Source organism: Mesorhizobium sp. WSM4884, from assembly GCF_029625675.1.
Classification (GTDB): Bacteria; Pseudomonadota; Alphaproteobacteria; order Rhizobiales; family Rhizobiaceae; genus Mesorhizobium.
The window spans coordinates 25,392-45,290 of record NZ_JARTVO010000011.1 but is presented as its reverse complement, the minus strand read 5'-3'; the positions used below and the strand labels follow the sequence as shown (position 1 = coordinate 45,290).

The window sequence follows — 19,899 nt, the reverse complement described above, 5'->3', positions numbered from 1 at the left end:
TCAGGCGAAGCGCATCGGCGCGCCGATCTCGATCCGCGCCGGCCGGTCGATGGTGCAGTAAACGCCGATGTTGTGGGCGTTGTAGCGGACAAGGTTGCGTAGGATGCCGGGATCGTTGTCGAAGCCGTCCTGGGCAATGATGGTGAAGCCGCAGCGACGGCAGGGCTCCGAGACGGTGACCAGAAGATCGCCGATCGCGAGCTTGCGGCCGATCCATTCGGTCTCCGGGAAGGAGCCTTCGACCGGGTCCATGTCGACGACGATGTTGGGGCGGAAACGGCGCGGATCGGGCACGCCTTCGGGATGCAACGCCTTCAACCGCGCCAGCGAGGCGGTGGTCAGCAGATGGATCGGCGTCCTGCTGTAACGCTCGACGGTCAGCGGTCCCGTATAGCCTGACGCGTTCTCGCGGAAATAGGGCCGGATCGAGGCCTCGAAGCCGAGAAATTCGGAAACGACGCGGTCGCTTTCCGGGTGGGGCGCCGGCAGCCAGTCGCCGCCGGGCACGGCCACTTCAAGCTCGCGATCTTCGGTCAGCCGGGTGCGGATCAGCGGCACCTTGTGCCATTTCGGCCCGCGGTCCGGCCGGGCAATTTCGTTGTCGGAAGCATCGACAAGGCCGAACAGACGGTCCCCGTCGACAGTCGATGTGCCGACGGAGATTGCGTCCAGCCGCTCCCCTGCGAGCGAGCTCGCCGGATAGCGCCAGAGCTGGCTGACGGTGCCGAGTGCCGCCTGGTCTGCCATCAGGCTCTTTTGTTCTGCCGGTTGGCGACGAGATCGTCGACGACGGCCGGATCGGCCAACGTCGAGGTGTCGCCGAGCGCGCCGTAATCGTCCTCGGCGATCTTGCGCAGGATGCGGCGCATGATCTTGCCCGAGCGGGTCTTGGGCAGACCCGGCGCGAACTGGATCTTGTCGGGCGTGGCGATGGCGCCGATCTCCTTGCGGACGTGGGCGACAAGCTCCTTGCGCAGATCATCGCTCGATGTGCTGCCGGCCATCAGCGTGACGTAGCAGTAGATTCCTTGCCCCTTGATGTCGTGCGGATAGCCGACGACCGCGGCTTCCGAGACCAAGTCGTGGCTGACCAGCGCCGACTCCACTTCAGCCGTGCCCATGCGATGGCCGGAGACGTTGATGACGTCGTCGACGCGGCCCGTGATCCAGTAATAGCCGTCTTCGTCGCGGCGGCAGCCGTCGCCGGTGAAGTACTTGCCCTTATAGGTCGAAAAGTAGGTCTGCACGAAGCGGTCGTGATCGCCATAGACCGTGCGCATCATGCCGGGCCATGCATCGACGATGCAGAGATTGCCGTCGGCCGCCCCTTCGAGCACCTTGCCGTCGCCGTCGACCAGCTGCGGCTTGACGCCGAAGAACGGCCGCGTCGCCGACCCGGCCTTGAGGTCGGTGGCGCCCGGCAGCGGCGTGATCAGGATGCCGCCGGTTTCGGTCTGCCACCAGGTGTCGACGATCGGCAATTTGGCGTTGCCGATGACGTTGTAGTACCACTCCCAGGCTTCCGGATTGATCGGCTCGCCGACGGTACCAAGCACGCGCAGCGACTTGCGCGAGGTCTTCTTCACATGTTGGTCGCCGGCGCCCATCAGCGCGCGCAGCGCCGTCGGTGCGGTGTAGAAGATGTTGACCTGGTGCTTGTCGATGACTTCCCAGAAGCGCGACTGCGACGGGTAGTTGGGCACGCCCTCAAACATCAGCGTCGTGGCGCCGTTGGCCAAAGGCCCATAGACGATGTAGCTATGGCCGGTGACCCAGCCGACATCGGCGGTGCACCAGTAGATGTCGCCGTCATGGTAGTCGAAGACATATTGGTGGGTCATCGAGACATAGACGAGATAGCCGGCCGTGGTGTGCAGCACACCCTTCGGCTTGCCGGTCGAGCCCGAGGTGTAGAGGATGAACAGCGGGTCCTCCGCCTTCATCTTCTCCGGCTTGCACTCGGCCTTAACGGTCGCTGCCTCCTCATGGTACCAGACGTCGCGTCCGGGCACCCAGCCGGTCTTGCCGCCGGTGCGGCGCACCACCACCACCTTCTCGACCTTGGTGCCGGCCTTGGCCGCGATGTCGATCGCCTTGTCGGTGTTGTCCTTCAGCGGGATAGGCTTGCCGCCGCGCAGGCCCTCGTCCGCAGTGACGACGACGGTCGACTTGCAGTCGTCGATGCGCCCGGCGAGAGCGTCGGGCGAGAAGCCGCCGAAGACGACCGAATGGATGGCGCCGATACGCGTGCAGGCAAGCATCGCATAGGCCGTTTCCGGGATCATCGGCATGTAAATGGTGACGCGGTCGCCCTTCTTGACGCCGTGCTTCTTCAGCACGTTGGCAAAGCGGCAGACATGCGCATAAAGCTCGTTATAGGTGATCTTGCGGTCATCGTAAGGGTTGTCGCCCTCCCAGATGATGGCGGTCTGGTTGCCGCGCTTCTTCAGATGCCGGTCGATGCAGTTATAGGAAACATTGGTCTGGCCGTCCTCGAACCACTTGATCGAGACCTTGCCATCGAAGGAGGTGTTCTTGACCTTGGTGAAAGGTTTGAACCAGTCGATGCGCTTGCCGTGCTTGCCCCAGAACTTGTCCGGGTTCTTCACGCTGTCGGCATACCATTTGAGATAGGTGTCGTTGTCGATCAGCGCGTTCTTCTTCCACGCCGGCTGGACGCGGTGGACATAGACATCGGACATTTTTCAGCTTTCCTCCAGAACCGTTCCGCCGGCTTGAAGTGCCGGCGGTATCGCGGCGAAGCGGCCGCGAATTCGCCGGCATTATTAACAGTTCCGCCTTCACGGCAATATTAGACGTTGGATTCGCGCGGCGGGATGACGCAGGGGCAAGTCCAAATGCCTGTTAGCACTCTCGCTCCAGGGCTGCTAACCACTTGTTTTTCCGATGGAAAACTTGGGTCAGATGTGCGAAAATCAATAGACAGTTAAGCAACCGAGCGCAGAATCGGAGATCGGGAGGAAAGGAGATCGAGCCTTAAGGGGGCTGCCATGCATGACCATTCCGAAATGGATCTGATGCTCAGGGGCTATGGGCTGACCACGGCCAAGATACTCTACCATTTTCCCGATCACCCGCATTTGCTGCAAAGCTTCATCTGGCAGGACTACGACATCGCGCCGCAATTTCCGGTGCTGATCCGCTTCATCGAATTCTGGAAGACCAAGCTCGACGGCCCGCTGCATTCGGTGACCTACACGCACCAGAAGCTGATCGCGCCGAACGAGTGGCGGAAGGTGGACGGGGAGTTCGTGCTGCACTGAACGGCTCTCGCTTCGTCATCCCCGGGTCTTCGCGACGCCGCTTCGCGGCTGCTCCGCCCGTGGATGACGAAGTTCGGAGGCTGCGGCTAATCCGGTATGTTCACGATCGCCCCGATGGGGTGTTCGCGACTCAATCACACCGCCGGTGGGTTGAGCCGGGCGAACCCTTCCTGCCGCCGATAGGGGAAGTAAGGATAGGGCGCGGTCACCGCGCTCGCTTCATCGAGCGCCTTCATCTGTTCCGGCGTCAATGACCAGCCGACGGCGCCGAGATTTTGCCGCAACTGCTCCTCGTTGCGCGCGCCTATGATTACCGACGACACGGTCGGCCGCTGTAGCAGCCAGTTGATCGCGACCTGCGGCACGGTCTTGCCGGCTTCGGCGGCCACGGTTTCGAGCGCGTCGACTACCCGATAGAGATGCCCGTCTTCGACCGGCGGGCCGAAGCTTGCCGTGTCGTGCAGCCGGCTCGTTTTCGGCAGCGGTTGGCCGCGACGGATCTTGCCGGTCAGCCGGCCCCAGCCGAGCGGACTCCACACAAGGGCGCCGACGCCCTGGTCGAGACCGAGCGGCATCAGCTCCCATTCATAGTCGCGACCGACCAGCGAGTAGTAGACCTGATGCGCGACATAGCGCGGATAGCCATGCTTCTCCGCCAGGCCGAGCGATTTCATCACCTGCCAGCCGGAGAAGTTGGAGACGCCGACATAGCGCAGCTTGCCCACGCGAACGAGGTCGCCCAGCGTCGACAGCACCTCCTCGATCGGCGTCGCGGCGTCGAAGGCGTGGAGCTGAAGCAAGTCGATATAGTCGGTGCCGAGGCGCTTCAGCGCCGCGTCGACGGAGCGGATCAGCCGCGAGCGCGACGAACCGTAATCGGCCGGGCCGTCGCCCATCGGCAGCGCGGTCTTGGTGGAGATCAGAACCGCGTCGCGGCGGCCCTTGATCGCTTCGCCCAGCACCTCCTCCGAAGCACCGTTCGAATAGACGTCGGCCGTGTCGAAGAGGTTGGCGCCTGCTTCCAGGCAGATGTCGACCAGCCGGCGCGCCTCCTTAGCGTCGCTGTTGCCCCAGGCGCCGAACAGCGGCCCGGAGCCGCCGAAGATTCCGGCGCCGAAGGAAAGCGCCGGCACTTTCAGGCCGGATGCGCCGAGACGTCGATAGTCCATGGTTTTGCTCCTTGTCCAAAATTGTAATGTCGAGGGCGGATTTGGGCTGGTCAGCACTGGGCCAGCGCCGGCGAACCGATCGCGCGGCGCTCAAGGCGAAGGGCCAGGAACACGAGGGCAATCGCCGCGAGCGGCACCAGGCCTGCGACAAGGGTGACGGCGCCGAGGCCCGGCCCATGATCGATGACGAAGCCGCCGAGCCAGGCGCCGATCGCGTTACCGAGGTTGAAGGCGGCGATGTTGAAGGACGAGGCGAGGCCCTGGCCGGCGCCCCTGGCCTTGTCCAGCACCCACATCTGCAGCGGCGCCACGGTGGCGAAGGCGGCCGCGCCCAGCAGGCCGACGGCGACGATTGCCGCAACCGCCTGATGGATCGCGGCGGTCATGACGAACAGCACGGCCGAGAGCGCGACCAGCGTGCCGATGACGGTCGGCACCAGATGCCGGTCGGCCAGGCGTCCGCCAAGCAGGTTGCCGGCCACCAGCCCGCCGCCGAAGACGAGAAGGATCGGCGACACGGCGGCTTCGGAAAAGCCGCTGATGCGGGTGAGGATCGGCGCTAGATAGGTGAAGGCGGCGAAGACGCCGACCCAGCTCAGCACCGTGGTCAGCAGGCCGAGCAGCACCGGCCGGCGGCCAAGCACGGCAAGCGCGCCTTCCGAGCTCTCTTCCCCGCCGGCCGCGGCCGGTTCGTCGCGCGGCACCAAAAGCGCGATGACGGCAAAGGCGACGATGCCGACCAACGTGACGGCAAGGAAGGTGGAGCGCCAGCCATAGGCCTGGCCGAGCCAAGTGCCGAACGGCACGCCGAGGATGTTGGCGACGGTAAGGCCGGTGAACATCAGCGCGATGGCCGAGGCTTTCCGGTTGGGCGCGACAAGGCTGGTGGCGACGACCGAGCCGACGCCGAAGAAGGAGGCATGGGCGAAGGCGGTGAGCACACGCGCCGCCATCAGCGTCCAGTAGTCGGGCGCCAGCGCGCAGGCGAGGTTGCCGACGGTAAAGACCACCATCAGGGCAAGCAGCAGCGTCTTCTTCGACAGGCGGCCGGTGAGCGCGCCAAGCAACGGCGCGCCGACGACGACGCCCAGCGCATAGCCGGAGATCAGCATGCCCGCGGCCGAGATCGAGACGCCGAGATCGGCGCTGACGTCGAGCAGCAGGCCCATGATGACGAATTCGGTGACACCGATGCCGAAGGCGCCGGCGGTGAGGGCATAGAGAGCAAGAGGCATGGCGATGGTCCGATTGGTCGAAAAGAGGACGCTCAATCCCGCGCCCCGACCGGGAACATCGTGATCCTCGGAGCTGTGAACCAGCCTTGCATCAGGCATATTTTCTGTGAAATAGGTTCACGAATGGCGAGGCCCGAAATCAACCGTTCCGGCGAGATCGAGGTGTTCGTCCGCGTCGTCGAGGCGGGCAGCTTCTCGGCCGCGGCGCGCGCGCTGCGCATGACGCCGTCAGCGGTGAGCAAGCTGATCGCGCGGCTGGAGGCGCGGCTCGGCGCGCGACTTCTCGGCCGCTCGACGCGGCGGCTGCAGCTGACCCCGGAAGGGGTCGCCTTCCACGACAGCGGCGTGCGGATCCTCGCCGATATGGATGCGGCGGAACGCGAAGCGGCGGCGGGTGCGGCGCCGCGCGGCAGGCTGAGGGTCAATTCCTATGTGCCGTTCGGCCAGCACCGGCTGATGGCGCTGCTGCCGCGTTTCCTGGAAAAGTACCCCGAGATTTTCGTCGAAGCCGTGCTGACCGACAGTGTCATCGACCTTCTGGAAGAGCGCGCCGACGTCGCCATCCGCGCCGGGCCGCTGCGCGAGTCACGCCTGGTGGCGCGCAAGCTCGGCCAGAGCCGGATGGTGGTGGTCGCGTCGCCTGCCTATCTCGAAGCGCGCGGCACGCCACGCAAGCCTGCCGATCTCAGCAATCACAATCTGCTCGCCTTCGGCTTTGTGCGGCATATCGATGGCTTGCCGTTCATCGGTCCGGATGGTGCGCCGATCATCGTCCCGATTGTCGGCAACGCGACGGTTAGCGACGGCGAGGCGATGCGGCTGACGACGTTGGCCGGAGCGGGTGTCGCGCGCCTGGCGCGCTGGCATGTCGAGCCCGATATTGTCACCGGGCGGTTGGTGCCGCTGCTGGAAGAGTTCAATCCCGGCGACGAGGAGCCGACGCACGCCGTCTATGTTGGCCAGGGCAAGCATCTGCCGGCCAGGGTGCGCGCCTTTCTCGACTTTCTCGCCGAGACGGTGCGCCTCTAAAGAACAAGCCGCGCACCAGAAGGACGCGCGGCTTGCGAAAGTTTGGCCCGTGTTGGGACAATTACGCCTTCGGCACGAAGGGCGCTGGACGCCGGCCGGCGCCCTGCCGCTCCAGCATCCAGCCGGGATATTCGGAAGGCAGCGCGCTGACCTCGTCGAGCCTGGCGAGATCGTCGGCGTCGAGCTTCAGTCCGGTGGCCGCGAGGTTCTGTTCGAGCTGATCCATGCGGCTGGCGCCGATGAGGACGCTCATCACGAAGGGCTTGGCCAGCACATAGCCCAGCGCCACCGTGGCGACGCTGACATCGTGCCTCCTGGCAATCTCGCGCATGGCGGCGACCGCCGCCCAGGCGCGGTCCTCGTTGACCGGCGGGAAGTTGAAACTGGCGCGGCGGCCCTCGCCATTGCCCGGTGCGCCGGGGCCATATTTGCCGGAGAGCAGCCCGCCAGCCATCGGCGACCAGACCATGAGGCCGAGCTTCTCCTCGTTGATGAGCGGCACGATCTCGCGTTCGAGATCGCGGCCGGCGATCGAGTAATAGGACTGCACCGTCTCGAAGCGGGCATAGTCCTTGCGCTCGGCGATGCCGAGGGCCTTGGCGATGCGCCAGGCCTGCCAGTTGGAGACGCCGACGTAACGCACCTTGCCGCTGGCGACGAGGTCGTCGAGCGCGCGCAGCGTCTCGTCGATCGGCGTCACCGTATCGGTGCCGTGCAACTGGTAGAGGTCGATATGGTCGGTCTGCAGCCGCTCGAGGCTGCCGTCGATCGAATCCATGATGTGGCCGCGCGAGGAGCCGCGCTGGTTGGGGCCTTCGCCCATGACGCCATGCACCTTGGTGGCGATGATGACGTCCGAGCGCTTGACGCCGAGATCCTTGAGTGACTGGCCGAGAAGCCGCTCCGACTGGCCGAAAGAGTAGACGTCCGCGGTGTCGAAGAAATTGATGCCTGCGGCGATCGAGCGACCGACGATCTCGTTGACGCCTTTCTGGTCGAGGCTGGCGATCAAGCCCCATTGAGCATTCTCGCCGGCGGCGCCGAAGGTCATCGTGCCGAGGCAGAGTTCGGAGACGAACAGGCCGGTGTTGCCGAGCTGGTTGTAGCGCATGGTGAGATTTCCCCGAGAGAAGGATTGGGTGATGTCTGAACGACAGGTTTGTCTGAATGACACGAGGGAAATAGGAACGGCCCGTTTCGTTTCAAGCGCCGGGGCTACGAAATCGCCCCGCTGAGGGCTCGGTAACGAGATCGTGACGAATAGAGTGGATCAGCTCTCCACGAGAGCAAGGACCGCGAACAGCGTCATGCCGAATGCGACGGCGGCAAGCGGCAGGAGAATTTCAATCATCGCGGTGCTGGCTTTCACCGGATGATCGCTTGTATCGAACTCGCCTGCGATCCAGTCGGGGAAAGCCTTTGCCTTGCCGGGACGACTGAGCCGGTGATGGCGCCAGACGCGGCCGGCGATAGCCGGCAGTGCGACCGACATCACGATGAAGCCGGTCACGACGAAAAGCAGATATTCGTCATAGCCGCCGGCAAAGCCGATCCAGGCCGACAGCGAATAGCAGGCCGCAAGCCCCACCATGGCATAATAGACCCATCGGTGCAGTCCGCGGGAGGCCTGCTGGTCGTGTGTGATTTCCTGGTCTTGGCGTGTGACAGTCATCGGGGCCTCCTATGACTTGAGGAGCCACGCGCTCGTTCCTCATCCGCACCTAGTGAGGTGGCATGGCGCGACAATGCGGTGGTATGACGCGCCTGCGCCAGCCTTTGTTTTTCCCGATGGAATGCCGGTACACGCTTTCCCGGGGAATGCTCAGGCCCGGCCGCCGAAGATCGCCGAGCCGACCCTGACGCTGGTCGCGCCGAAGGCGATCGCGGTCTCGTAATCGCTGGACATGCCCATCGAGAGTTTTGCGACGCCGGCTTCGCGGGCGATCTTTTCCAGAAGCGCGAAATGCGGGCCAGGATTCTCGTCCGCCGGCGGAATGCACATCAACCCTTCGATAACGAGGCCATGCGCCTCGCGGCAGCGGCTGACGAAGGCGACGGCCTCGCGCGGCTCGATGCCGGCCTTTTGCGGTTCGGAGCCGGTGTTGACCTGGACGTAGAGTTTTGGCGTGCGACCTTGTCTCGCAATCTCCTTGGCAAGCTCGGCGGCGATCTTCTCGCGATCGATCGTCTCGATGACATCGAAAAGCGCCACCGCTTCCTTGGCCTTGTTGGACTGCAGCGGTCCGATCAGGTGCAGCTCGACATCGGGAAACGCTTCTCTCAGCCCCGGCCATTTGGCTTGGGCTTCCTGCACGCGGTTCTCGCCGAAAACGCGCTGTCCGGCCTCGATCACGGGGCGAATATCCTCGGCCGCAAAGGTCTTCGATACCGCGACCAGCGTGACGGCGCCGGGCTCGCGCCCGGCCTCGCGCTCGGCATTCGCGATCCTCGCCTTGACGGCGAGAAGCTGTTCGGCGGCACTCGTCATGCCCATATCCTGCCTATAGTTTAGCGCCAACGCCGGATCGCCACAGTTGACGGGTCCGGCAATCCATGGTGAACACCGCGACGACATTGTCTAGGCTGCCGGCCTTGTCCGGCGCCGCACAGCCGCTTTTAAGTGAAAAACATCCGATGGCAACCGAACGATACAATCCGCGCACGTCAGAGCCCAAATGGCAGAAGGCCTGGGCCGAAAAGAAGCTGTTCGAGGCCAGGAACGACGACCCGAAGCCGAAATATTACGTGCTCGAGATGTTCCCCTATCCGTCGGGGAAGATCCATATCGGCCACACCCGCAACTACACGATGGGCGACGTCGTGGCGCGCTACAAGCGGGCCAAGGGCTTCAACGTGCTGCACCCGATGGGCTGGGATGCCTTCGGCATGCCAGCCGAGAACGCGGCGATGCAGAACAAGGTCCATCCGAAGGACTGGACCTATGAGAACATCGCCGTCATGCGCGAGCAGCTCAAGGTCATGGGCCTGTCGCTCGACTGGGCGCGCGAGTTCGCAACCTGCGACGTCGACTACTACCACCGCCAGCAGATGCTGTTCCTCGACTTCGTTGAGAAAGGGCTGGTGACGCGCAAATCCTCCAAGGTCAACTGGGACCCGGAAGACATGACGGTGCTCGCCAACGAGCAGGTCATCGACGGCCGCGGCTGGCGCTCGGGCGCGCTGGTCGAGCAGCGCGAGCTGACGCAATGGTTCTTCAAGATCACCGACTATGCGCAGGACCTGCTGGAGTCGCTCGACCGCCTCGACGAGTGGCCGGAAAAGGTCAAGCTGATGCAGCACAACTGGATCGGCCGCTCGGAAGGGCTGCTGATCCGCTGGCCGCTGGCCGCTCCGGTTGGCGACATGCACGAGCTGGAAGTCTACACGACCAGGCCGGACACGATCTTCGGCGCCTCCTTCATGGCGGTCGCCGCCGACCATCCGCTGGCCAAAAAAGCCGCCGAGAACAATCCGGCGCTGGCCAAGTTCATCGACGAGGTCCGCCACATGGGCACCTCGGTGGCTGCGCTCGAGACGGCCGAGAAGAAGGGTTTCGACACCGGCATCCGCGTCGTCCATCCCTTCGATGACGGCTGGACGCTGCCGGTCTATGTGGCCAATTTCGTGCTGATGGAATACGGCACCGGCGCCATCTTCGGCTGCCCGTCGGGCGATCAGCGCGACCTCGACTTCGCTAACAAATATGGCCTGCCGGTGATCCCGGTGGTGATGCCGGAAGGCGAAAATCAGGGAAGCTTCCAGATCATCGAGGAGGCCTATGACGGCGACGGCGTGATGATCAACTCGCGCTTCCTCGACGGCATGAAGCCGGAGCGGGCCTTCGACGAGGTGGCCAAGCTGCTCGAGCAGAAGACGATCGGCGGCCGGCCGATGGCGGAGCGCAAGGTGAATTTCCGCCTGCGCGACTGGGGCATCTCGCGCCAGCGCTACTGGGGCTGCCCGATCCCGATGATCCATTGCGAAGCCTGCGGCGTCGTGCCGGTGCCGAAGGCCGACCTGCCGGTCCGGCTGCCCGACGACATCGAGTTCGACCGTCCGGGCAATCCGCTCGACCGCCATCCGACCTGGCGCCACGTGAAGTGCCCGCAATGCGGGCGCGACGCGCGGCGCGAGACTGACACGATGGACACCTTCGTTGACTCGTCCTGGTATTTCGCCCGTTTCACCGCGCCCTGGGCCAACGAGCCGACCGAGCCGAAGGCGGCCGACGAATGGCTGGCGGTCGACCAGTATATCGGCGGCATCGAGCACGCGATCCTGCATCTGCTCTATTCGCGCTTCTTCACCCGCGCCATGCGCGAGACCGGGCATCTCAACCTCGCCGAGCCGTTCAAGGGCCTGTTCACGCAAGGCATGGTGGTGCACGAAACCTATCGTGTCGGCGGCTCGTCGGCCAATGGGCGCTGGCTGTCGCCGGGCGAGATCAAGATCGAGGATGTCGGCGGCAGGCGCCGCGCCATCGAGATCGCGACCGGCGAGGAAGCGACGATCGGCGCGCTCGAGAAAATGTCGAAGTCGAAGAAGAACACGGTGAGCCCAGAAGAGATTACCGACGGCTACGGCGCCGACACAGCGCGCTGGTTCATGCTGTCGGACTCGCCGCCCGAACGCGACGTCGAATGGACGGACGAGGGTGCCGCCGGCGCGCATCGCTTCGTGCAGCGCGTCTGGCGCCTGGTGCAGATCGCGGCCGAGCAGCTCGCCGGCGTCAAGCCGGCCGCGGCGAAGGACGGCGAGGCGGGCGCCGTCTCCAAGGCCGCGCACAAGATCCTGAAGGCGATCGGCGAGGACATCGAGAAGCTCGGCTTCAACCGGGCGATCGCGCGCATCTACGAGCTTGCGAACGCGCTGACCACGCCGCTCAATGATGTCGCCGAGGGCAAGGCGGACGCGGCGCTGAAAGCCGCCTGCCGCGAGGCCGTCGAGATCCTTGTGCACGTGATCGCGCCGGTGATGCCGCATCTGGCCGAGGAATGCTGGGAGGCGCTGGGCAGCACCGACATGGTCGCCGAACGGCCGTGGCCGGTCTACGATCCGGCTCTGGTCGTCGACAACGAGATCGTGCTGCCGGTGCAGGTCAACGGCAAGAAGCGCGGGGATTTGACAATTGCCCGCGACGCGGATCAAGGTGCCGTCGAACAAGCGGTGCTGGCTCTCGACTTCGTGCAAAAAGCGCTCGATGGCAAGGCCCCGCGCAAGGTGATCATCGTCCCGCAGAGGATCGTCAATGTCGTTGCCTGATCCGGAAAAGTCACAGGCGGCGCGTTTGCTGCGCCGCGCGGCTATCGGTGGCCTGGTCGCCTCGCTGGCGCTGGTCTCGGCCTGCACGGTGCGGCCGCTCTATTCCAGCGCGCCGCTTGCCGTCGGCTCGCAGGCCGGCGCAGCCGCCGAGCTGGCATCGATCTCGATCAAGCCGGTCGGCACGCGTTACGGCCAGCAGGTGCGCAACAATCTGATCTTCGCCTTCGGCCAGGGCTCGGGCGAGCCGGCATCGCCTGCCTACACGCTGGATCTCGGCGTCAGCGAGCTGGTCGAATCGGCGGCCATCGTCCAGGTGCAGACCGAAGAGGACGAGCCGACGGCAGGCACCGTGACGCTCACCGCCAATTATGTCCTGCGTGATTCCGCGACCGGCACGGTGGTCGCGGTCGGCAAGCGCTCGATCCCGTCATCCTTCGATCGGCCGCGCCAAGAGTTCGCCGCCTACCGGGCGCAGATCGACGCCGAGAACCGCGCCGCCCGCGAGCTCGCCGATCTGCTGCGCCTGGCGATCGCCCAGGATCTGGCCAAGCACGGCAAGGCCTGATCACACAGATCGTGCTTCACCAACGAATAAAGGCCGGTTGCCCGGCCTTTTTCCGTTCGGCGTGTCGTCTCAGTTGATCTTCTGGCCGGTCTTGGCCCAGTCGGCGAGGAAGGCGGCAAGGCCCTTGTCGGTGAGCGGGTGGTTGACCAGCGCCCGCAGCGTCGCCGGCGGCGCGGTCACCACGTCGGCGCCGATCAAGGCTGCCTGCTTGACGTGGTTCACCGTACGCACCGAAGCAGTGAGAATCTCGGTCTTGAAATCGTAATTGTCGTAGATGGTGCGGATTTCCGAGATCAGCTCCATGCCGTCCGAGCCGGTGTCGTCGATGCGGCCGACGAAAGGTGAGATGAAGGAGGCGCCGGCCTTGGCGGCAAGCAGCGCCTGGTTGGCCGAGAAGCAGAGCGTGACGTTGACCATGCGGTTCATCTGGGTACGGATCGTCTTGCAGGCCTTCAGACCATCCAGCGTCAGCGGCACCTTGATGCAGACATTGGGCGCGATCTTGGCCAGCACCTCGGCTTCGCCCATCATGTCCTTGAATTCGGTGGCCACGACCTCGGCCGAGACCGGGCCTTCGACGATGTCGCAGATCTGCTTCGTCACCTCGGAGATCTTGCCGCCGGATTTCAGGATCAGCGAGGGGTTGGTGGTGACGCCGTCGAGCAGCCCCAGGTCGTTCAGTTCCTTGATCTCCTTGATGTCGGCGGTGTCGACAAAAAATTTCATTGCGGTCTCCTTGGGGATTTCCTGGTGCCGGTCTGGCACGTTCGAGAGTCACCCTTTGATCTAGAGCAAAGTCGGGGCAAGGTCACGCCTCATGATGGAAGATTCGCCCTTTGTCGCGGCCGCACCGGTGCTGGTGCCGATGCCGGCCGAACGGCCCTACACCTATGCCGTGCCGCCCGGCATGCGCGTGGTGCCGGGCTCGATCGTGCGCGTGCCGCTGGGACCGCGCCAGGTCGCCGGCATCGTCTGGGACGGCGTCGTCGAAACGGTCGATCCGAAAAAACTGCGGCCGATCGAGGAGGTCTTCGACTGCCCGCCGATCGACAAGGCCATGCGCCGCTTCGTCGACTGGATCGCGCAATATACGCTGTCGGCCCCCGGCATGGTGGCGCGCATGCTGCTCAGGGCACCCGAAGCCTTCGACCCGGAACCGTGGATCGAAGGGCTGCAGCGCACCCTCGCGGAACCCGACCGATTGACCGACGCCCGGCGCCGCGTGCTGGAGACGGCCGAGGGCGGCCTTGCCTGGACGCGCTCGGGGCTCGCGCATGCGGCGGGCGTGTCGTCGACCGTCATAGACGGCTTGAGGGCGCAAGGCGTGTTCGAGACGGTCATGATCCCGCCAAGGCCGGTGGTCGCCGCGCCCGATCCCTGCCATGCTGTGCCGGAATTGATGCCCGACCAGAAGGCTGCGGCCGACAAGCTGCGCGCGGCAATCGCCACCGATGCCTTCAACGTCACTCTTCTCGACGGCGTTACCGGATCGGGCAAAACGGAAGTCTATTTCGAGGCGGTGGCGGCGGCGCTCGACAAGGGCAGGCAGGTGCTGATCCTGCTGCCGGAGATCGCGCTGACCCATGCCTTCCTCGAACGCTTCCAGGACCGCTTCGGCGCCAAGCCGGCGGAGTGGCATTCGGACCTGCCGCCCAGGATGCGCGAGCGCGTCTGGCGGCAGGTGGCGGAAGGCGGTGTGCGCGTCGTCGCCGGCGCGCGCTCGGCGCTGTTCCTGCCGTTCAGGGAGCTAGGCCTGATCGTGGTCGACGAAGAGCACGACCCCGCCTACAAGCAGGAGGACCGCGTCTTCTACAATGCGCGCGACATGGCGGTGGTGCGCGGCCATATAGGCAGCTTCCCGGTCGTGCTCGCCTCGGCGACGCCTTCGGTGGAAAGCCGCGTCAATGCAAGCCAGGGCCGCTACACCAGAGCGGTGCTGTCGTCGCGCTTCGCCGAGGCGGCACTTCCCGACCTGAAATCGATCGACATGCGGCGCGCGCCGCCGGCGCGCGGCGGCTTCCTGTCGCCTGTCCTTCTTGAACAGATGCAGCGCACGCTTGAGAAAAAAGAGCAGTCGCTGCTCTTCCTCAACCGGCGCGGCTATGCGCCGCTGACGCTCTGCCGCGTCTGCGGCCATCGCTTCGGCTGCCCGGTCTGCTCAGCCTGGCTGGTGGAGCATCGCTTTCGCGGCCAGCTCGTCTGCCATCATTGCGGCCACAACGAGCGCCGGCCTGAAGCCTGCCCGGAATGCGGCACGCTCGATCACCTGGTTGCCTGCGGGCCGGGCGTCGAGCGCATCGCCGAGGAGGTGGTGGCGCATTTCCCGGAGGCGCGTACGATCGTGCTCTCGTCGGATCTCTTAGGCGGCGTGCGCCGGCTGCGGCTCGAGCTCGAGGCCGTCGCCAATGGCGAGGCCGACATTGTCATCGGCACGCAGCTCGTCGCCAAGGGCCATAATTTTCCCGGCATGACGCTGGTCGGCGTGGTCGACGCCGATCTCGGCCTCGCCAATGGCGATCCGCGCGCCGCCGAGCGCACCTTCCAGCTGCTCAGCCAGGTGACGGGGCGTGCCGGCCGCACCGGCAAGAAGAGCCTCGGCCTGTTGCAGACCTACCAGCCGGACCATCCGGTGATGCGGGCGATCGTCTCCGGCGATTCGGAAGCGTTCTACGAGCGCGAGATCGCCGAGCGCGAGCGGGCGGCTCTACCGCCCTTCGGCCGGCTCGCCGGCATCATCGTAAGCGCCGCGACGCGAGGCGAGGCCGAAACCCATGCGCGGGGCTTGCGGCGTGCGGCACCTAATGCGTCCGATCTCTTCGTGCTCGGCCCGGCCGAGGCGCCGCTGTCGCTGATCGGCGGCCGCCACCGCTTCCGCCTCCTGGTGCAGGGCGAACGGCGCGCCGACATGCAGGGTTTCATTCGCGCCATGCTGGCGGACGGGCCGAAGCTGCGCGGCTCGGTGCGCGTGCAGGTCGACATCGACCCGCAGAGCTTTCTGTGAGTTTGTGGAATTACCCCCTCGGACCACTTTCAGTGAAGGGATTCAGGTGAGGTACATCGAGAATCGCGAAATGCCGGAGATTGGCCGTTAAGACGGACATGCTGTTCAAACGAGCAGTCGATGCGATCAGCACATCGGCCAAGCCAGGATTGAAGCCTTTGGCGATCGCGGCATCTTCCAGTTTGCCGGCCTCTCGCGCGATTGCGACGTCCACTGGCAGAATGCGTTGGTCGAATTCCGTCAGCAGCCGTTCGAACCAGTCACCGATACGCGCTGCCTTCGAACTTGCGCCCGATCGCTTCAGTTTCGCGATGCCTTTTTCCAGCTCCAAAACGACGACGGATGACATGTGCCAGGAGCCGCGTTCCCGCTGTTCGTCAACCCACGTCAGCAGGTGTGAGGGAAGCGGAGGACGGTCAGGCGCAAAGGCCGATAGGAACGACGTGTCGAGTAAATAACCGCTCAAAATTCGACGTCCCCTGACGGCGATTCGTTGCGCTCAAATTCTATGCCACCAGGATACTGAAGCAGGAAGTCGACAAAGGCTTTTTGGCTGCCTTGCGGATAAAGCTTTCTCCCCTCATCAATCGGAACAACCATGGCAATCGCTTTGCCATGCCTGGTGATGGTAGTAGGTTCACCGTTTCCCGCGGCCTCGACGAGCGCCGAGAGCCCTGCCTTGGCCTCCCGAAGCTGGACCGTTTTCATGATGACCTCCATTGTAGTCTCATGTGGTCACCATATAGAGATTACATAGGAAAGGAACAAGTCCTCGTGAAAACCCTTGGCCTCATCGGCGGCATGAGCTGGGAATCGACCGCCATCTACTATCGCCTGCTCAACGAGGTCGTGCGCGAGCGGCTGGGCGGGCTCCATTCGGCGAAGCTCTTGTTGTGGTCATTCGATTTCGCTGAGATCGCGGAGCGGCAACACGCGGGCGACTGGCACGGCGCTGGCGTGCTGCTTGTCGAAGCAGCGCGCGGATTGGAGGCGGCCGGCGCGCATGGGTTGGTGATCTGCACCAACACCATGCACAAGCTCGCAGGCGACGTACAAGCGGCGGTGTCGATCCCACTCATCCACATCGCCGATGCCACGGCACACGCCGTCGTCGCGGCGGGCGTAAAGCGTCCGGCGCTGCTGGCGACCCGCTTCACCATGGAGCAGGATTTCTACAAAGGGCGGCTTGCCGACAAATACGGACTGCAGCCCGTGGTGCCGGACCAGGCCGGCCGCGACATGGTGCACCGGGTGATCTATGACGAACTCTGCCAGGGCGTCGTCAAGGACAGCTCGAAGGCCGCCTATATCGCCGAGGTCGGCCGCATGCGGCGCGATGAAGAGATCGACGGCCTCATCATGGGCTGCACCGAGATCACCATGCTGATCGGGCAGGGCGATTTCGATATCCCGGTGTTCGACACCACGCGCATCCATGCCGAGGCCGCGATCGAGTTCGCGCTGTCCTGATCAGGCGCTCCTCCGACGTGTCTTTCTTGCGCCTGTTCTAATGTGCCGGCCGCCATCTGGCGTGCGGCTTTTCCTCCGCTAGAATGCCGGCAATTTCAGAACAAGACTTTACGAGGGATCAGATGGAATTCGCATTTCCGTGGCCGGCGAGCCAGGGCGAGTGGCTGGCTTGGTCGAGCGCCGTCGTCACGCTGCTCATCGGCCTGCTTCTATTCCTGGCGCCGAACCTCGCCTTCCGCATCCTGCGCCTGCAGGCTAAGCCGGAGAAGGCCGCGGCGATCGCCGAGGGGCGCGGCCGCATGTCGGGCTTCTATCTTGGCGTCAGCCTGTGCTGCATCCTGTTGGCGCAGCCGCTTCTCTACATGGCCCTCGGCTTCTCCTGGCTGTTCACCGCTTTCGGCCGGCTTTTGTCGATGATGTCGGATGGCGCCAACACCCCTTTCAACTGGGCCTCCATCGTGGTTGAATTGGCGTTGGCGGCGCTGCCGCTGGCCTTCGCCTTCGGCTTCGTGCCGTGAATTCGTGATTAATCCGGCGCTCAGGATCGGCCCTCGCCGCCTGATGCGACAAAAGTGTCTGAAAACCATGCCGGACGATGCATTGCGGTCTTAAAAGGCCTGTGCTAGACGGCAATCGACTTTCGGCCGGGGATAGCGGAAGCCATCCCTCCGTGCTTGGAAAAATCGCAGTAAGGTCAAAGATTTAGCCAGAGTTTTTGCTCGCGCCAACAATCTGCGGCCTGTCAGACAAGAGAAAAGACGGTCCGTGGCCCAATCGTCATCGCCAATCTCAGCTGTCGCAGAACGCTATGCAAGCTCGCTGTTCGAGCTCGCGCTGCAGGAAAATTCGGTCGCCAAGGTCGAAGCCGACCTCAACGACTTCGAGGCGATGCTGAACGGCAGCGCCGATCTTACCCGGCTGATCAACAGCCCGGTGTTCTCCAGTGACGATCAGGCCAAGGCCATCGGCGCGATCATCGGCAGGGCCAAGATCACCGGCCTCGTCGGCAACTTCCTGCGCGTCGTTGCCCGCAACCGCCGCCTGTTCGCCGTGCCTGGCATGATCAAGGCGTTCCGCCAGATCGCCGCCGACCATCGTGGCGAGGCTTCCGCCGAGGTCACTTCGGCGCATGCCCTGACGGCCGCGCAGCAGACCGAGCTCAAGGCGACACTGAAGAGCATCGCCGGCAAGGACGTGGCCATCGCCATGACGGTTGACCCGTCGCTGCTCGGCGGCCTGATCGTGAAGATGGGCTCGCGCCAGATCGACACGTCGCTCAAAACCAAACTCAATTCGCTCAAGCTTGCACTGAAAGAGGTCGGCTGATGGACATCCGCGCCGCGGAAATTTCCGCAATTCTGAAAGACCAGATCAAGAATTTCGGCAAGGAGGCCGAGGTCTCCGAAGTCGGCCAGGTTCTGTCCGTCGGTGACGGCATCGCCCGCGTCTACGGCCTCGACAACGTCCAGGCCGGCGAGATGGTCGAATTCCCGGGCGGCATCCGCGGCATGGCGCTGAACCTCGAAGCCGACAATGTCGGCGTCGTCATCTTCGGCAACGACCGCGACATCAAGGAAGGCGACACCGTCAAGCGCACCGGCGCCATCGTCGACGTGCCGGTCGGCCCCGGCCTGCTCGGCCGCGTGGTCGACGCGCTCGGCAATCCGATCGACGGCAAGGGACCGATCAAGGCCACCGAACGCCGCCGCGTCGATGTCAAGGCGCCCGGCATCATTCCGCGCAAGTCGGTGCACGAGCCGATGTCGACCGGTCTCAAGGCCATCGACGCGCTGATCCCGGTCGGCCGCGGCCAGCGCGAGCTGGTCATCGGCGACCGCCAGACCGGTAAGACCGCCATCATCCTCGACACGATGCTGAACCAGAAGTCGGTGCACGACAACGGCCCCGAGAAGGAGAAGCTTTACTGCGTCTACGTCGCCGTCGGCCAGAAGCGCTCGACCGTCGCGCAGTTCGTGAAGGTGCTGGAGGAGCGCGGCGCGCTCGACTACTCCATCATCATCGCCGCCACCGCGTCCGACCCTGCGCCGATGCAGTTCCTGGCGCCGTTCGCCGGCTGCACGATGGGCGAGTATTTCCGCGACAACGGCATGCATGCCCTCATCAGCTATGACGACCTGTCGAAGCAGGCCGTCGCCTACCGCCAGATGTCGCTGCTGCTGCGCCGCCCGCCGGGCCGCGAAGCCTATCCGGGCGACGTGTTCTACCTGCACTCGCGTCTCTTGGAGCGTGCCGCCAAGCTCAACGACGACAACGGCAACGGTTCGCTGACCGCGCTGCCGATCATCGAAACGCAGGCCAATGACGTGTCGGCCTACATCCCGACCAACGTGATCTCGATCACCGACGGCCAGATCTTCCTCGAAACCAACCTGTTCTTCCAGGGCATCCGCCCGGCGGTGAACGTTGGTCTGTCGGTGTCGCGCGTCGGCTCGTCGGCGCAGATCAAGGCGATGAAGCAGGTTGCCGGCTCGATCAAGGGTGAGCTTGCGCAGTACCGCGAAATGGCGGCCTTCGCGCAGTTCGGCTCCGACCTCGACGCCGCCACGCAGCGCCTCTTGAATCGCGGTTCGCGCCTGACGGAACTCTTGAAGCAGCCGCAGTTCTCGCCGCTCAAGACCGAGGAGCAGGTCGCCGTGATCTTTGCCGGCGTCAACGGCTATCTCGACAAGCTGTCGCTCAACCAGGTCGGCAAGTTCGAGCATGGCCTGCTCAGCCACATGCGCTCGGCCGGCAAGGACGTGCTCGACGGCATCCGCAAGGAGAAGGCGCTATCGGACGACCTGCGCGCCAAGCTGAAGGCGGAAATCGACGCCTTCGCCAAGACCTTTGCTTGAACGAAGCCGGACGGGATCGGGTTTGAAGC

General features: G+C 64.5%; 19 protein-coding genes. 9 read left to right on the top strand and 10 right to left on the bottom strand.

The genetic code is table 11. The features are described from left to right. Together P9236_RS18455 and acs are read right to left on the bottom strand one after the other, a co-directional pair. Complete coding sequence (locus tag P9236_RS18455) at nucleotides 1-747, bottom strand: MOSC domain-containing protein (protein WP_278075917.1); 747 nt, start codon at nucleotides 745-747, stop codon at nucleotides 1-3. Beyond that, nucleotides 747-2,702, bottom strand: coding sequence for an acetate--CoA ligase (gene acs / locus P9236_RS18450; protein WP_278075916.1), 1,956 nt, complete (start codon nucleotides 2,700-2,702; stop codon nucleotides 747-749). Before acs ends, P9236_RS18455 begins: the two co-directional genes overlap by 1 nt. 309 nt (nucleotides 2,703-3,011) lie before the next feature. Here acs and P9236_RS18445 point away from each other — a divergent pair, with 309 nt between their 5' ends. Continuing rightward, nucleotides 3,012-3,284 (top strand): usg protein, encoded by a 273-nt coding sequence (locus P9236_RS18445; protein ID WP_278075915.1) that lies wholly within the window; start codon nucleotides 3,012-3,014, stop codon nucleotides 3,282-3,284. Nucleotides 3,285-3,418: 134 nt separating this feature from the next. Here the strand turns inward: P9236_RS18445 and P9236_RS18440 are convergent, their stop codons facing one another. Further along, nucleotides 3,419-4,453 (bottom strand): aldo/keto reductase, encoded by a 1,035-nt coding sequence (locus P9236_RS18440; protein ID WP_278075914.1) that lies wholly within the window; start codon nucleotides 4,451-4,453, stop codon nucleotides 3,419-3,421. A 50-nt stretch (nucleotides 4,454-4,503) separates the two neighbouring features. Beyond that, nucleotides 4,504-5,688: an MFS transporter gene (locus P9236_RS18435; RefSeq protein WP_278075913.1), complete on the bottom strand. Its 1,185-nt coding sequence runs from the start codon at nucleotides 5,686-5,688 to the stop codon at nucleotides 4,504-4,506. A 123-nt stretch (nucleotides 5,689-5,811) separates the two neighbouring features. Between P9236_RS18435 and P9236_RS18430 the strand changes: the two genes are divergently transcribed. Beyond that, nucleotides 5,812-6,717, top strand: a complete 906-nt coding sequence (locus tag P9236_RS18430; RefSeq protein ID WP_278075912.1) for a LysR family transcriptional regulator — start codon at nucleotides 5,812-5,814, stop codon at nucleotides 6,715-6,717. Nucleotides 6,718-6,778: 61 nt separating this feature from the next. On the opposite strand, the gene P9236_RS18425 is transcribed toward P9236_RS18430, so the two are convergent. From P9236_RS18425 to P9236_RS18415, 3 genes are all read right to left on the bottom strand, one after another. Further along, complete coding sequence (locus P9236_RS18425; RefSeq protein WP_278075911.1) at nucleotides 6,779-7,828, bottom strand: aldo/keto reductase; 1,050 nt, start codon at nucleotides 7,826-7,828, stop codon at nucleotides 6,779-6,781. Nucleotides 7,829-7,987: 159 nt separating this feature from the next. Then, nucleotides 7,988-8,389 carry a hypothetical protein gene (locus P9236_RS18420; protein WP_278075910.1) on the bottom strand — a complete coding sequence of 134 codons (402 nt, stop codon included), beginning with the start codon at nucleotides 8,387-8,389 and terminating at the stop codon, nucleotides 7,988-7,990. A 150-nt stretch (nucleotides 8,390-8,539) separates the two neighbouring features. Continuing rightward, entirely contained in the window at nucleotides 8,540-9,205 is a 666-nt protein-coding gene (locus P9236_RS18415; RefSeq protein WP_278075909.1) for a YggS family pyridoxal phosphate-dependent enzyme, read from the bottom strand. Between the two features lie 146 nt (nucleotides 9,206-9,351). On the opposite strand from P9236_RS18415, the gene leuS reads away from it, so the two are divergent. Then, complete coding sequence (gene leuS / locus P9236_RS18410; protein WP_278075908.1) at nucleotides 9,352-11,979, top strand: leucine--tRNA ligase; 2,628 nt, start codon at nucleotides 9,352-9,354, stop codon at nucleotides 11,977-11,979. Next, complete coding sequence (gene lptE, locus P9236_RS18405) at nucleotides 11,966-12,544, top strand: LPS assembly lipoprotein LptE (RefSeq protein WP_278075907.1); 579 nt, start codon at nucleotides 11,966-11,968, stop codon at nucleotides 12,542-12,544. Before leuS ends, lptE begins: the two co-directional genes overlap by 14 nt. Nucleotides 12,545-12,613: 69 nt before the next feature. Here lptE and fsa read toward each other — a convergent pair whose 3' ends face one another. Continuing rightward, the gene (gene fsa / locus P9236_RS18400; protein ID WP_278075906.1) at nucleotides 12,614-13,270 is read right to left on the bottom strand and encodes a fructose-6-phosphate aldolase; all 657 of its coding nucleotides are present in this window, start codon (nucleotides 13,268-13,270) and stop codon (nucleotides 12,614-12,616) included. Nucleotides 13,271-13,361: 91 nt separating this feature from the next. Between fsa and P9236_RS18395 the strand changes: the two genes are divergently transcribed. After that, nucleotides 13,362-15,545, top strand: coding sequence for a primosomal protein N' (locus P9236_RS18395; RefSeq protein ID WP_278075905.1), 2,184 nt, complete (start codon nucleotides 13,362-13,364; stop codon nucleotides 15,543-15,545). A gap of 10 nt (nucleotides 15,546-15,555) precedes the next feature. Here the strand turns inward: P9236_RS18395 and P9236_RS18390 are convergent, their stop codons facing one another. After that, the gene (locus P9236_RS18390; RefSeq protein ID WP_278075904.1) at nucleotides 15,556-16,011 is read right to left on the bottom strand and encodes a type II toxin-antitoxin system VapC family toxin; all 456 of its coding nucleotides are present in this window, start codon (nucleotides 16,009-16,011) and stop codon (nucleotides 15,556-15,558) included. Further along, on the bottom strand, nucleotides 16,008-16,253 hold the full coding sequence (locus P9236_RS18385) for a type II toxin-antitoxin system Phd/YefM family antitoxin (protein WP_278075903.1): 246 nt from the start codon (nucleotides 16,251-16,253) through the stop codon (nucleotides 16,008-16,010). Before P9236_RS18385 ends, P9236_RS18390 begins: the two co-directional genes overlap by 4 nt. Nucleotides 16,254-16,319: 66 nt before the next feature. Between P9236_RS18385 and P9236_RS18380 the strand changes: the two genes are divergently transcribed. From P9236_RS18380 to atpA, 4 genes are all read left to right on the top strand, one after another. After that, nucleotides 16,320-17,015, top strand: coding sequence for an aspartate/glutamate racemase family protein (locus tag P9236_RS18380; protein WP_278075902.1), 696 nt, complete (start codon nucleotides 16,320-16,322; stop codon nucleotides 17,013-17,015). 122 nt (nucleotides 17,016-17,137) lie between these two features. Beyond that, a complete protein-coding gene (locus tag P9236_RS18375; RefSeq protein ID WP_126091336.1) occupies nucleotides 17,138-17,533 on the top strand; it encodes a DUF4345 family protein in 396 nt (131 codons plus the stop codon). Between the two features lie 247 nt (nucleotides 17,534-17,780). Beyond that, nucleotides 17,781-18,341 (top strand): F0F1 ATP synthase subunit delta, encoded by a 561-nt coding sequence (locus P9236_RS18370; RefSeq protein WP_278075901.1) that lies wholly within the window; start codon nucleotides 17,781-17,783, stop codon nucleotides 18,339-18,341. Then, nucleotides 18,341-19,870 carry a F0F1 ATP synthase subunit alpha gene (gene atpA / locus P9236_RS18365; protein WP_278075900.1) on the top strand — a complete coding sequence of 510 codons (1,530 nt, stop codon included), beginning with the start codon at nucleotides 18,341-18,343 and terminating at the stop codon, nucleotides 19,868-19,870. The genes P9236_RS18370 and atpA overlap by 1 nt, the downstream gene beginning before the upstream one ends. The last annotated feature ends 29 nt before the right edge of the window (nucleotides 19,871-19,899 follow it).

Coding starts and splice junctions, on each gene's coding strand:
- P9236_RS18455 (WP_278075917.1), bottom strand. CDS start 747: ATGGCAGACCAGGCGGCACTCGGCACCGTCAGCCAGCTCTGGCGCTAT.
- acs (WP_278075916.1), bottom strand. CDS start 2,702: ATGTCCGATGTCTATGTCCACCGCGTCCAGCCGGCGTGGAAGAAGAAC.
- P9236_RS18445 (WP_278075915.1), top strand. CDS start 3,012: ATGCATGACCATTCCGAAATGGATCTGATGCTCAGGGGCTATGGGCTG.
- P9236_RS18440 (WP_278075914.1), bottom strand. CDS start 4,453: ATGGACTATCGACGTCTCGGCGCATCCGGCCTGAAAGTGCCGGCGCTT.
- P9236_RS18435 (WP_278075913.1), bottom strand. CDS start 5,688: ATGCCTCTTGCTCTCTATGCCCTCACCGCCGGCGCCTTCGGCATCGGT.
- P9236_RS18430 (WP_278075912.1), top strand. CDS start 5,812: ATGGCGAGGCCCGAAATCAACCGTTCCGGCGAGATCGAGGTGTTCGTC.
- P9236_RS18425 (WP_278075911.1), bottom strand. CDS start 7,828: ATGCGCTACAACCAGCTCGGCAACACCGGCCTGTTCGTCTCCGAACTC.
- P9236_RS18420 (WP_278075910.1), bottom strand. CDS start 8,389: ATGACTGTCACACGCCAAGACCAGGAAATCACACACGACCAGCAGGCC.
- P9236_RS18415 (WP_278075909.1), bottom strand. CDS start 9,205: ATGACGAGTGCCGCCGAACAGCTTCTCGCCGTCAAGGCGAGGATCGCG.
- leuS (WP_278075908.1), top strand. CDS start 9,352: ATGGCAACCGAACGATACAATCCGCGCACGTCAGAGCCCAAATGGCAG.
- lptE (WP_278075907.1), top strand. CDS start 11,966: ATGTCGTTGCCTGATCCGGAAAAGTCACAGGCGGCGCGTTTGCTGCGC.
- fsa (WP_278075906.1), bottom strand. CDS start 13,270: ATGAAATTTTTTGTCGACACCGCCGACATCAAGGAGATCAAGGAACTG.
- P9236_RS18395 (WP_278075905.1), top strand. CDS start 13,362: ATGATGGAAGATTCGCCCTTTGTCGCGGCCGCACCGGTGCTGGTGCCG.
- P9236_RS18385 (WP_278075903.1), bottom strand. CDS start 16,253: ATGAAAACGGTCCAGCTTCGGGAGGCCAAGGCAGGGCTCTCGGCGCTC.
- P9236_RS18375 (WP_126091336.1), top strand. CDS start 17,138: ATGGAATTCGCATTTCCGTGGCCGGCGAGCCAGGGCGAGTGGCTGGCT.
- atpA (WP_278075900.1), top strand. CDS start 18,341: ATGGACATCCGCGCCGCGGAAATTTCCGCAATTCTGAAAGACCAGATC.